Consider the following 12,094-nt stretch of genomic DNA (forward strand, 5'->3'; position numbering starts at 1 on the left):
GGCGTTCAGCGGTCCCGGAGCATGATCGCGGCGCGCTTGTCCGGCAGTTCGGCCTCGGCGGCCTTGCGGAAGCCGGCCGCCCGGAAGGCCGCGACGGAGGCCGCGTTGCGGACATCGGGTTCGGCGACGATCCGCGCGCAGCGCGGGTGGTGCCGCAGCACCAGGGCGGACACCGCGCGCAGCAATTCGGCGCCGAGGCCGCGGCTCCGGTCCCGGGCGGTGCCGATCAGCAGGTGGAGCCCGATGTCGTGCGGCGCCGCGGGGTAGTACCGGGCGAGCGGGTCGAGGTCGGCGCGGTAGACCTCCCAGTAGCTCATCGGCCGGCCGTCCAGCAGGCCAAGGCACGGCACGCTGCGGCCGTCCCCGGCGAGCTGGGCGCCGAGGTGCGCTGCGGTGCGCTCCTGCGGGCCGGCGAGCGACCACCAGCGGTCCACCACCGGGTCGTTCATCCAGCCGGCCAGCAACGCCAGATCGCGCCGCGGCTCCACCGGGAGCAGCCGGAACCGCCCACCCGCGGTGGCGGCCGGCCCCCACGCGCCGACCGCACCGACCGGCGCGGGGTACGCGGCGGGGCGCGGCAGCTCCAGTTCGAGGGTGTCCTCGCAGCCGGGTTCGCGGATGGACACGGCGCCTCCTAGCAGGTGGTGAGGGGGTTGGGGACCGTGACGTAGACGGACTGGCCGTCCACCGGTCCCACCAGTTCGTCCAGGCCCCGCAGCCGGGTGAGCAGATTGCCCTTGCACCGCAGGGTGGCGCTGTCCAGGAGGTGCGCGGCGAGCCGGGAGACCGGACGTCCGGGGTCACCGGAGGTGGCCAGGCCGCCGAGGAAGCGGCGGAAGGCGGCCAGCAGGAGCGCTTCGTCCGCCAGCCGCTGGGAGCCGAAGGCGCCGATCAGGCCGAGCACGTTGTTGATGCCGAGGTAGTACGCGAACCGTTCGTCGGTCACCTCGTCGCCGACGAAGGTGTCGGAGCGCTCGCCGATGCCGGGCAGTCGCCGGTCGAGGGCGTCCCGGGCCGACTCACGGAAGTAGTAGCCCTGATTGTCGCGGTACCGGCCGCCCACCGGCCAGCCGTCGGCGTCCAGGAGCACCAGCGTGTTCTGCTGGTGGGCCTCCAGCGCCACGCCGGCCTCGGCGTCCAGCCACAGGATGGGGCGCACCACGGTCTGGAGGTAACGCAGGAACCACTCGGCGGAGATCGAGGGGACGCCGCGGCCGGTGCGTTCGGCGAGGGCGTTGACGGCGTCGGCGAGCCGGGAGCGCAGCCGGCCGGGGGCGATGCCCGGCCAGGGGCGCGGTGCGGTGAGGCCGGCCAGGCACACCGGATCGTCCCCGGGGGTGAAGGGGTTGTGCCGCAGCAGGGTGTCCAGGCCGGGGACCGGGGTGCCGGAGGGGTCGTCCACGGCGAGGTAGGCGGGGTCGCGGACGATGTCGAAGCCGGGGCCGTCGGGGAAGGCCGCGCGCCACTGCGCGCCGAGGCCGGTGCCCAGCAGCCGGTGCACTTCGACGCCCCGGTGCAGTTCCTTGCGGAGGTTCTCGCGGCGGGAGTTGGTGATGCTCAGTCCGAGCGAGAGCTTGAGCATGAAGGGGGCGCCGGGCCGGTGGACGGTGCGCACCGAGGAGGTCGGGTACCAGGGTGCGCCGTGTTCGCCCAGGTCGTGCAGGGCGCCGGCGGCCAGGAGCCCGGCGACGGCCGGGCGCTGGAGGATGTCGCGGGCCTGCCAGGGGTGCAGCGGCAGCGGGGCGGTGTCCCGGGGCAGCGGCAGCGGGGCGTCGGCCAGCCGGACGGCCAGTTCGGTGGCGGGGACGAGAGTGCCGTCGCCGTCGTGCCAGGCGGAGTCGGTGGCCAGCAGCGCCCGGTCGACGGCGAGCCAGTGCAGTGGGAAGGAGCCGCGCAGTTCCGGGGAGAACCGGCGGGCATCCGCGCCGGCCAGTCCCTCGCGGCTCTTGGGCGTGGGGTGCAGCGGATGGCCCAGGAGCAGGGCCTGTTCGGCTTCGAGGAAGGCGTCGCGGTGGTCGGCGGGCCCGGGGGCGCAGCGGCGGTCGGCGAGGAAGACGGCGGTGCGCTGGACGGAGTCGGCGACCCGTCCGACCAGGGCGACCGCTTCGCGTACCCCGCGCGCCTCCCGCGGTCCGGCCGTTCCTTCCCTGGCCAGCAGCGCGGCGAGGGCGGCGGCGTCGAGCGGCGGCGCGTCGTGCGGGGCGCCGTCGAGTGCGGGGAGGCCGAACCGGTGCCAGCCGGTGGGCGACCAGTAGCGCACCGGTACCCGCAGGGCGGTGCCGGAGGCGGCCAGCGGCACCCGCAGTTCGTGGTCGGCGGGGCGTTCCAGGCCGGTTTCGCGCACCCAGCAGCGCAGCAGGTTCTCGATGCCCGCCGCGTCGGCGGCCAGTTCGGGATCGGGCTGCTCCAGCGGGTCGCCGGTGGCGGCGGCCGGCGGGAGGCCGGCGGTGCCGGGCCCGTTCTCGGAGGCGGCGGGGCGGCGGTGTCCCGGGATCGCCGGCTCGACGAGCCGGGCCAGCCGCCGGCGCACCGGCTGACGCTCACGGGCCGGGCTGGGCTCCGGGCGGGGGCGTGCGGTCATCGGGGTACGGCGCGCGCGGGCCGGAGTGAGCCGCCGCGCCTCCCTCCTTCGGCCATGGGGGGTCTGTCATGTCTGCGGCATCCCGCCGCATAAGGAGTAACGACACAACCGCCGGGGGATCACGGCCTGTATCAAGATCCTTTGCACGAAGCACCACGCAACGCCGCCGCACGGTGGCCGGAACCGGGGACCCCGTGACCGCCGTCTACGGGTGCACCGGCATAGTGTGAGAACGCTCCCGCACCATGGCGGGGCACATGACAAGCCGCACTCAGGCACAACTCCGGGGGAGTTCACCCATGTCTTCGATACGCGGGCGGCTCGGACGCCGCCGTACCGCTCTGGCCGCCACGGCCATGGCGGCCGCGCTCGCGCTCACCGTCAGCGCCTGCAACGGCGACGACGAGCCCAGCACCGACGCCAAGCCCAGCGACGGCGGCCAGATGCAGGACCTGCTGGACAACCTGCCCTTCGACGTCGACGTCGAAGCCTGGATCAACGGCGGCTGGGAAGACTGGGACACCGACAAGTGGATGCGCGACATCGGTGAGTTCATCAACCCGATCATCGAGGGCCTGTGGGACTCCGACCGCATGGAGGAGGCCCAGGACCCCGACCAGGCGATCGACGAGACGGAGATCGAGGAGGACGTCAACCCGCCGGAGAGCGAGGACCCGCAGGCCGACCGGGGCATCACCGACGTCGAGCCGCTGCCGGTCGACGCCCAGCAGGTGCCCTTCCCCTACACCGACAACGCGGCCCCGATCGGCAAGGTGTTCTTCGACACCCCCGAGGGCTCCATGGTGTGCTCCGGCACGGTCGTGAAGGACCCGGCCAAGCCCGGCCAGTCCAACCTCGTCGCCACCGCCGGCCACTGCGTGCACGCCGGCACCGAGGGCGGCTGGTTCCGGAACATCGCCTTCGTTCCGGCCTTCAACAACAACGGCGCGCCCGACCCGTACAACGCCCCGTTCGAGGAGATGGCCCCCTACGGCATCTACTGGGCCAACTACGTCTCCACCACCCAGTACTGGATCGACAACGGCACGGCCATGGGCGGCGGCGGCGCGCACGGCGACTTCGCCATCCTGGAGGTCGAGAACGAGGACGGCTCCTCGCAGTCCCTGGAGGAGACCGTCGGCAACGCCGTGGAGATCGACTTCGACGCCCCGGCCGTCTCCGGCCTCGGCGACGTCACCCTCTACGGCTTCCCGGCCGCCGATCCCTACGACGGCAACCTCATGTACAACTGCTCCGACACCCCCTCCCGGCTGTCCCTGGACAGCGCGATGCCCGGGATGTACTGGGCCGGCTGCACCATGACCGGCGGCTCCTCCGGCGGCCCCTGGATCCGCTGGGACGCGGACAACGAGCCCCGGCTGATCTCGGTGAACTCCATCGGCCCGATGGAGAGCACCTGGCTGGCGGGCCCGCGTCTCGAGGACGACGCGCAGGCGGTGCTCGACCACGTCAGCAGCGGCCAGCGCTGATCCGCTCCGCGCGCACGGGCCGGGCCCGTACCCCTCACACCGAGGGGTACGGGCCCGGCCCATTCTCGTTCCGCCCGCGGTCCGGTCAGCCGCGCGGCACGGCCAGCGGACCGCGGACCGCGGCACCGCCCGGCACCGGCTCCGAGGGGTCGGCGCCCAGCGCCACCACCCGGTTCTCCGCGTCCACGTGCACCACCCGGGGCCGCAGCGCGCGCGCCTCCGCGTCGTCCACCTGCGCGTACGAGATGAGGATGACCAGATCGCCCGGCTGCACCAGATGCGCCGCCGCCCCGTTGATGCCGATGACCCCGGAGCCGCGCTCGCCCTCGATCACATAGGTCTCCAGCCGGCTGCCGTTGGTGATGTCCACGATGTGCACCAGCTCACCGGCGAGCAGATCGGCCGCCTCCATCAGCTCGGCGTCCACCGTCACCGATCCCACGTAGTGCAGGTCGGCCTGGGTCACCGTGGCGCGGTGGATCTTGGACTTGAACATCGTTCGCAACATGAAGCCACTCCTGTGCCTCGGCTCCCTGCCTGCGCAATCGCAGGTCAAGGGCTGTTTTGCCACTCTACAACGCGTCGTGCGACCGGGCGGCGGTCCCCGGAATCCGCGGGGGCGGGCACGGTGTCGCCGGGACGACGGCATCCCAGCCTACGCAGTGGCCCCCGGCGGCGCCGCGGCCCCGGGGTGAGTGCCGGGTACCGCCGCCGGGCCAGGGGTGCGGGTCCGGCGGCGGTACGGGGAGGGGGTGGCTTCGGTGTCAGCCCTTCAGGCCGGTGTGGGCGAGGCCCTCGACGAACTGGCGCTGCATGGCGATGAAGAACACCAGCACCGGCAGCGCCGTCATCGAGGCCGCCGCCAGCTGCACGTCCCACATCGGGCCGCCGTAGGCGTCCACGAAGTGGGTGAGGGCCTGCGGCAGGGTGAAATTCTCCGGCGTGGAGAGGAAGACGATCGGCTCCAGATAGAGATTCCAGCTGTGCAGGAAGGTGAAGATGGCCACCGCCCCGAGCGCCGGCCGGGCCAGCGGCATGGCGATCCGCCAGTACAGCGCGAACCGGCCGAGCCCGTCCAGGCGGCCCGCCTCCTCCAGTTCGTGCGGGATGGCGATGAAGAACTGCCGCATGATCAAGGTGGCCAGCACGCTCGGCGCCCCGAGGATCGGCACCAGGATCAGCGGCCAGTGGGTGTCGATCATGCCCCACTCGTTGAACATCTGGAACAACGGGACGATCGTCACCTCGCTGGGGATCAGCAGGCCCACCAGCACCACCAGGAACAGCGCGTTCTGCCCGGGGAAGCGGATGCGCGCGAAGGCGTACCCGGCCAGGGAGGAGACCGCGAGCGTCCCGAGGGTGACCACCAGCGCGATGTACATCGAGTTGAGGTACTGCGCGGCGAACGGCTGGACCTCGAAGACCCGCTGGTAGGCGTCCAGCCGGGGACTGTCCGGCAGCAGCGACGGCGGGAAGGCGAAGATCTCGCCTGCCGGCTTCAGGGAGGACGTCACCATCCACCAGGTCGGGAAGAGGAAGGGGACGGACAACAGCGCCAGCACCCCGTAGACGGCGAGCCTGCCCCGCGCCGAGTCGCCGCGCGGCCGGCGGCCACCGGCCGGCGTACCGCGGGGGTTGCGGGGGCGGCGGGTCGCGACCTCACTGCTCATGGAACACCCACTTCTTGCGCAACTGCCACTGCACGAACGTCAGGACGAAGACGATCGCGAACAGCAGCACCGACAGCGTCGCCCCGTATCCGAAGTGGTGGAACTGGAACGCCTGCTGGTAGAGGTAGTAGACGAGCACCGTGGTCGACGTCCCGGGCCCGCCGCTGGTCAGCACATCGATCTGCGCGAACACCTGGAGCGAGCCGACGACGGTGATGATGGAGGTGAGCAGGATCGTCGGGCTGATCATCGGCACCGTGATGCTGCGGAAGCGCCGCCACCGCCCCGCGCCGTCCACCGTCGCGGCCTCGTACAGCTCCCGGGGGACGCCCTGGAGCGCGGCGAGGAAGAGCACCATGTTCAGGCCGACGTTCTTGAACACCTGCACCACGATCACCGACAGCATGGCGGTGCCCTCGCCGCGCAGCCAGTTGGGCCCGGTCATGCCCACCAGGTCGAGCAGGCCGTTGACGCCGCCGTTCTCCTGGAGCAGGAACCGCCACACGATCGTCCAGGCCACCAGCGACACGACCACCGGCGAGAAGAACACCGTCCGGAAGAACGTGGTGCCGGCCAGCCGCCGGTTGAGCATCAGCGCCAGCCAGAGCGCCAGCGACAGGTTGAACACCACCAGACCGACGGAGAACACCCCGGTGGCCGCCAGCACGCCCGGCAGCGCGGGATCGTTCAGCAGTGCGTCGTAGTTGTCAAGGCCGGTGAACTCGAAGGTGCCGGCCAGGACGTTCCACTCGTGCAGGCTGTACCAGAACACCAGGCCCAGCGGCAGCAGGACGAACACCAGGCTGCCGATGAGCTGCGGCGCGACGAAGAGGTACCCGGCGAGCACCTCGCGGCGCCGCCCGGTCCAGAACCGGTGGCCGCCGCGCGGGGAACTCATCGGTCCAGCAGGGGCTGTACGGCCCCGCACACGTCCCCGAGCACCGCGGGCACGTCCGCGTCCGGCCGCCACAGCGCGTCGAGCTGGGCGCGCACGGTCTGCGCGATCTGCTCCTGCCCCAGGTGGCTGGGCTTGACCACGCCACTGACGGTGCCGGCCACGACGGTCTCCCGCAACTGCTCCTCGGTCAGCAGCGGGTTGCTGCTCGCCAGCGTCTCGGCGGTCAGCTGGGAGGCGCGCGGCGGCGGGAAGTACTGGGCGAGTTCGGCGGAGTTCTCCGGGGCGGTGAAGTGCGCCAGGAAGTCGGCGGCGATGTCCGGGTGGTCGCCGACCCGCAGCACGCCGAGGCCGGCCTGCCCGATCACCGCGTACTCACCGGCCGGTCCGGCGGGCAGCGGCAGCAGGTCCCAGGCGAAACCGGCCTCTTCGAGCAGCGAGGCGCGGGATATCTGGGTGACGGTGTAGGCGGCCTCCCCGGCGAAGAAGTCGGCGCTGGTGCCGGGGCCGGGCAGCGCGCCGTGCTCGAAGACCGCCTCGTGCAGGAAGCCCATCGCCTCGACCATCTCGGGCCGGTCGAAGCCGCACACGGAGGACTCGTCCCAGGCGCGGGCGTCCCAGCCGGTCCACAGGGTGGCGAGGTAGTCCCAGCCGGTGTAGTCGAAGTCGCGGATCACCATGCCCGAGGCGCCGGTCTCCCCGGCCACGGTGGACGCGGCGGAGATCACCTCCTCCCAGGTCCACTCCCCCGCGCCGCGCATCTCCGCCGGGGTGGGGACCCCGGCCTCGGCGAGCAGATCGAGGTTGGCGAAGACCGCGAACGGCGAGGTGGAGAACGGATAGGCGAAGAGCCGGCCGTCCTCGCTCCACAGTTCGGTGGTGGCGGGCAGCAGATCGTCGAACGCGTACCCCTCGGTCTCCGTCAGCACCTCGTCCAGCGGCACCAGCGCCCCGGAGGAGACGAAGTCGGGGGCCGAGCTCTCGAAGATCCACGCCAGGTCGGGGGCGTTGCCGCCGGCGATCTGGGTGGTCAGCGCGGTGGTGTAGCCGTCGAACGGCAGCGGGTCGAAGGTGATCTTCTCGACCCGGGGGTGCTCGGCGATGTAGGCGTCGGCGATCTCGTCGAACAGCGCCAGATGGGCGTCGTTGGCGGTCCACACGGCGACCCGCAGCGACACCGGCCCGTCCGGGTCACCGCCGCTGCCGGAGCCGCCGCAGGCGGTGAGGGTGAGCAGACCGGCCAGGGTGGCGGCTGCCAGGGGTGTGCTCATGGATGGCCTCATTGCGCATCTCCTTGAGTGGTGCCGGGGGTTCGTGAGGTCGGGGGCCGGCGCTCGGGGTGGGGCGGTGTCGGCGCCGGTCAGTAACCCGCGATGTCGGGCCAGCGCAGTTCGACGCCCTGGGCGGTCAGCCGGTCCTGGAAGGAGGCGAGCTGCCGCGGGTCGTTGCGGACGGCGCGGGGGGTGGTGGACTGCTGGAGGCAGTGGGCGGCCAGGGTTCCGGCGGCCTCACCGATGTTCCATTCGACCGGGTGCAGGCGGTAGCAGCCGTTGGTGATGTGGGTGGTGCCGATGTTCTTCCCGGCCGGCAGCAGGTTCTCCATACGGACCGGGATGAGGGCGCCGAGGGGGATACGGAACGGGCTGGCGGCGACGTCGATGTAGTTGTCGCCGCCGGTCGAGGGGTGCAGATCGATGCGGTACATGCCGACGCCGACGGTGTCCTCGTACGGGACGGCGCCCCGGTCGCCGCGCACCGCCACCGACAGGTCCTGTTCCACGACGGTGTACTCGGCGGCGATCCGCCGCGACTCGCGGTAGTACGGCGCCTGGGCCAGGCCGTCGGCCGAGCCGGTGATGTCGCCGCGCAGCCGCAGTCCGGGGAAGCCGGTGCCGCCGTCGGGGCGCGGTGCCTCGGTCTGCAGCCAGTAAAGGACGCTGTACGACAGCCCGCGGGCGGCGGCCAGATGGTGTGCCGCGTCGGGGACGTCGATGACCGGGGCCAGGAAGTAGTCGATCATCGGCCAGTTGACCAGGCAGATGTCGCTGGCGTAGGCGCCGGGTACGAAGTTGCGGCGGGCGGCGATACGGCGGAAGGTCCAGAGGTTGGAGTCGCCGCCGGACAGCCGCTGGTCGGCGACGACCGCGTCCGGGTCGTCGTCCGGGTTGGGGGTGAAGCTGCGGGTTCCGGTTTCGAGGGTGCGGGGGTTGGGCGTGGTCCAGCCGAGCAGGTTGCCGCCCCAGAAGTCGGTGCGGAACTCCCGCCAGAACCCGTAGTCGGCGGGCCGGTCGATGGTGTGGTCGCCGTCCACGTGGTCGACGGCGAAGCAGACCGAGACCGCCTGCATGTTCATCGGCTGGGCCTCGGCCGGGGCGCTGGGCTCACCGGTGACCTCCCGCGACTCGAAGCCGGTGACGTACTCGGTGCCGGTCAGCGGCAGCAGTTCGCCGCTCTCGGTGGCGTCGATGACGTACCGGCCGGTGACGGTGATCTCCTCGCCGCTGTCCCGGTGGGCGAGCCGGACGGCGCTCACCCGGTCGCCGTCGGTCTCCGCGCCGACCGGCCGGTAGGGCTGGAGCACCCGGAGCCGGCCGCTGCCGCGGTGGGGGGCGAGCATCTCCTCGATGACGGCGACCGCGACCCGGGGTTCGTGGCAGAGCCGGCTGACGTGCCCGGCCCCCGGGTTGAGGTCCCGGCGGGCCCGGGCGCGCGGCGTCAGCGGGTAGTTGCGGCGGTAGTAGGCGCGGATGCCGTCGCGCAGTTCGCGGTAGGAGGCGGTGACGCCGAACTGCTCGACCCAGGAGTGCTCGTCCGGCGGCACCGCCTGACTGGTGAGCTGGCCGCCGAGCCAGTCGTACTCCTCGGACAGGATGACCCGCCGGCCGGCGCGCAGCGCGGCGAGGGCGGCGGCGACGCCGCCGAGGCCGCCGCCGACGATCACGAGGTCGGTGTCCAGTTCCGTCATGGTGCGCCTCTCATCGGGTGGAACTTACGAGCGGGTGCGGGGTTCGGGGTTCGCGGTGGCGACGGGTGCGGGTCAGCCGGGTGGCGGCGCGAGGCTGGCGCCCCGGTGGCCGTCGCAGGCCAGCAGGCGCTGCGCGGTGGTGCTCTCCTCCGCCAGGAGGGCGCTGAGCACCTCCACGGCCTGCCGCCCCATCTCCCGGCGGGGGATGCGGAAGCCGGTGAAGTCGATGTCGGCGGTGGCCGGCCGGGTCGGGTCGCCCAGCGCCACGACGGAGATTCCGGCCGGTACGGGGTGACCGAGTGCGGCCAGCCGGTCGGCGAGCGGCTGGCAGTCGGCGGGTTCCTCGACGAACAGGGCCGTCACCCCGTCCGCCAGCAGCTCCGGCAGCCGGGCGATCAGCTCCTGGGTCTCGCCGGCCAGCACCGTCCCCGTGGCGCCGGTCCGGGCGAGCGCGGCGGTGAACCCGTCCCGCCGGTCGGCGCGCGACTCGGCGCGGCTGCCGCTGCCCAGATAGGCCAGCCGGCGGTGCCCCAGCTCCCGGGCCCCGGCCACCAGAGCGGCGACCGCGCCGGGGTAGTCGGCGCCCACGTACGGCACCGGTCCGCCGGCGTCGTCGCGGCGGCCGACCGAGACGAAGGGATAGTCCTCCGCCACCAGCCGGGCCAGTTCGCCCGCGTCGGTCTCCCGGCCGAGCAGGATGCAGCCGTCGGCGAGCCGGAAGCGGTTGCCATCGTCGAAGATGCGCCGTCGTCCCGCCACGACCGGGGCGCTGGTCAGCAACAGCAGGTCGCAGCCGAGCCGTTCGGCGCTCTCCTCGATGCCGGCCAGGAAGGGCTGGTAGAAGTCCCGGGTGCCGCTGGGGAAGACCGCCTCGTAGGTGAAGACGCCGATGATCCGGTTGCGCCGGGCGACCATGCGCCGGGCCACCGGGTCGGCCACGTAGCCGGTCTCGGCGATGGCCTCCAGCACGCGTTCCCTGGTCTCCGGGGCGATGCGGGTCCCGGCGTCGAGCCGGTTGTTCAGCACCAGGGAGACCGTGGTCTGGCTGACGCCGCTGATCCGGGCGATGTCCTGCTGGGTGACCCGGCGGCGGTGTCCCGTCACGGCCCTGTCCTCTCGACGTTTCTCGCGGGCCCATCCGCGGCCCTTCGCCCGGCACGCACGCCCGATCGAGCCGATCTCTCATCGGCTAATACGTATTAGTGGGCGTTGCGTTCCGCCATGCTGCATTCCCGGCCGAGGGCCGTCAAGGTGCTAATTCGTATTAGCACTTGACGCTGCCCCGCGCCGCCCCGAAGCTGGGCTGCCATCGGCTCCCCGCAGCGGAGCACCGAGCACCACCAGTGTCCGGCCACGCCACCGCCGCGCGGCGGGCCGCCCTCCCCACCCCGGGCGGCCCGCTGCCGCACGACCCGGCGCCATCACTTTCTGTCAGCATTCAGTCCCACTCTGGAGTCGCCATGACGGACGACGCGCATCCCTCCCCCACCACCGCCCTGAGCCGCCGCCGGCTGCTGCGCGGCGCCGCGGCGCTCGGCACCGCGACCGCGGCCGGCGGAGCGCTCTCCCTCGCCGGGGCCCCGGCCGCCCACGCCGCGGTGCCCGGCTTCCCCACCTTCAGCTACTACGGCCAGGTGTTCGACAAAAGCCGGCTGCGCTACAACCCGACCAACGAGCTGATCTTCCCCTCCGTCCGCCACGTCGCCGGGCGGATCGCCAACCCGCTGGGCCGCTGGTACATGTACTACGCCCCGCACGACAACCCCGGCGGGATCTGCCTGGCCTACGCCGACACCATCACCGGCCCCTGGCGGGAGTACCCGAACAACCCGGTCATCCCGCGCACCTGGGCGAGTTTCGACGTCTCGCACGTCTCCAGCCCGGACGCCTTCTACAATCCGGCCGACCGGAAGATCTATCTGTTCTTCCACGGCGAGAACCACACGACCCGGGTGGCGAGTTCGTCCGACGGGCGCACCTTCCAGTACCACAACCGGGTGGTGGGCACCTATATGCTGCCGGGCGTCAGCGAGACGTCCTATGCCCGGGTCTTCCCGCACCCCACGAAGGCGGGCATGTACATCATGCTCTTCATGGGCAACCACGGCGGCACCCGCAAGATCTACATCGGCTGGTCCCATGCGCTGACCTCCGGCTGGCAGGTCAAGCCGGACCCGCTGATCTCACCGCGGGCGGGCGAGGGCGGCCAGCTCTCCGGGGCGCACTACTGGTCGCGCAACGGCGGCGGGCACGTGGTGTACCACTCCGGCGCCGGGAACATCCATGTCGCCCGGGTCGGCACCGGGTTCGACCGCGAGGACCATCTCGGCGTGCTGTACGACTCCCGGTCCGGCGCCCCGGACAACGGGCGGGCCGCCGCGCCGTCCTTCGTCGAGGTGGACGGGCGGCTGCACATGTTCTACGAGGCCGGGCAGCGCGGCTCCACGAACATCGCCCTGGCCCGCGCGAACTGACCCGCCGGGTGCCGCCGGC

The 12,094-nt window shown here is 72.5% G+C and carries 10 protein-coding genes; 2 read left to right on the plus strand and 8 right to left on the minus strand.

Going from position 1 to position 12,094, the window contains the following annotated elements; genetic code table 11:
* Nucleotides 1-5 precede the first annotated feature (5 nt).
* Nucleotides 6-626 carry a GNAT family N-acetyltransferase gene (locus tag BM385_RS04030; RefSeq protein WP_093842189.1) on the minus strand — a complete coding sequence of 207 codons (621 nt, stop codon included), beginning with the start codon at nt 624-626 and terminating at the stop codon, nt 6-8.
* Between the two features lie 8 nt (nt 627-634).
* Nucleotides 635-2,581 carry an IucA/IucC family protein gene (locus BM385_RS04035; protein ID WP_093842190.1) on the minus strand — a complete coding sequence of 649 codons (1,947 nt, stop codon included), beginning with the start codon at nt 2,579-2,581 and terminating at the stop codon, nt 635-637.
* Between the two features lie 299 nt (nt 2,582-2,880).
* On the opposite strand from BM385_RS04035, the gene BM385_RS04040 reads away from it, so the two are divergent.
* Nucleotides 2,881-4,071, plus strand: a complete 1,191-nt coding sequence (locus BM385_RS04040) for a trypsin-like serine peptidase (protein ID WP_093842191.1) — start codon at nt 2,881-2,883, stop codon at nt 4,069-4,071.
* A gap of 85 nt (nt 4,072-4,156) precedes the next feature.
* On the opposite strand, the gene panD is transcribed toward BM385_RS04040, so the two are convergent.
* The 6 genes from panD to BM385_RS04070 form a co-directional block, all read right to left on the minus strand.
* Entirely contained in the window at nt 4,157-4,579 is a 423-nt protein-coding gene (gene panD, locus BM385_RS04045) for an aspartate 1-decarboxylase (RefSeq protein WP_026047661.1), read from the minus strand.
* A 256-nt stretch (nt 4,580-4,835) separates the two neighbouring features.
* Nucleotides 4,836-5,588 (minus strand): carbohydrate ABC transporter permease, encoded by a 753-nt coding sequence (locus BM385_RS04050; RefSeq protein ID WP_237751353.1) that lies wholly within the window; start codon nt 5,586-5,588, stop codon nt 4,836-4,838.
* Nucleotides 5,589-5,730: 142 nt separating this feature from the next.
* Nucleotides 5,731-6,639 (minus strand): carbohydrate ABC transporter permease, encoded by a 909-nt coding sequence (locus BM385_RS04055; protein WP_019435110.1) that lies wholly within the window; start codon nt 6,637-6,639, stop codon nt 5,731-5,733.
* On the minus strand, nt 6,636-7,907 hold the full coding sequence (locus tag BM385_RS04060; RefSeq protein ID WP_093842192.1) for an ABC transporter substrate-binding protein: 1,272 nt from the start codon (nt 7,905-7,907) through the stop codon (nt 6,636-6,638). Before BM385_RS04060 ends, BM385_RS04055 begins: the two co-directional genes overlap by 4 nt.
* A gap of 89 nt (nt 7,908-7,996) precedes the next feature.
* Nucleotides 7,997-9,601: an FAD-dependent oxidoreductase gene (locus BM385_RS04065; RefSeq protein WP_247481261.1), complete on the minus strand. Its 1,605-nt coding sequence runs from the start codon at nt 9,599-9,601 to the stop codon at nt 7,997-7,999.
* A 72-nt stretch (nt 9,602-9,673) separates the two neighbouring features.
* Entirely contained in the window at nt 9,674-10,705 is a 1,032-nt protein-coding gene (locus BM385_RS04070; protein ID WP_093842193.1) for a LacI family DNA-binding transcriptional regulator, read from the minus strand.
* A gap of 356 nt (nt 10,706-11,061) precedes the next feature.
* On the opposite strand from BM385_RS04070, the gene BM385_RS04075 reads away from it, so the two are divergent.
* Nucleotides 11,062-12,075, plus strand: coding sequence for a glycoside hydrolase family protein (locus tag BM385_RS04075; protein WP_019435106.1), 1,014 nt, complete (start codon nt 11,062-11,064; stop codon nt 12,073-12,075).
* Nucleotides 12,076-12,094 lie beyond the last annotated feature (19 nt).

Origin of the sequence: Streptomyces harbinensis, assembly GCF_900116145.1 — a bacterium.
GTDB classification, from domain to species: Bacteria; Actinomycetota; Actinomycetes; order Streptomycetales; family Streptomycetaceae; genus Streptomyces; species Streptomyces carpaticus.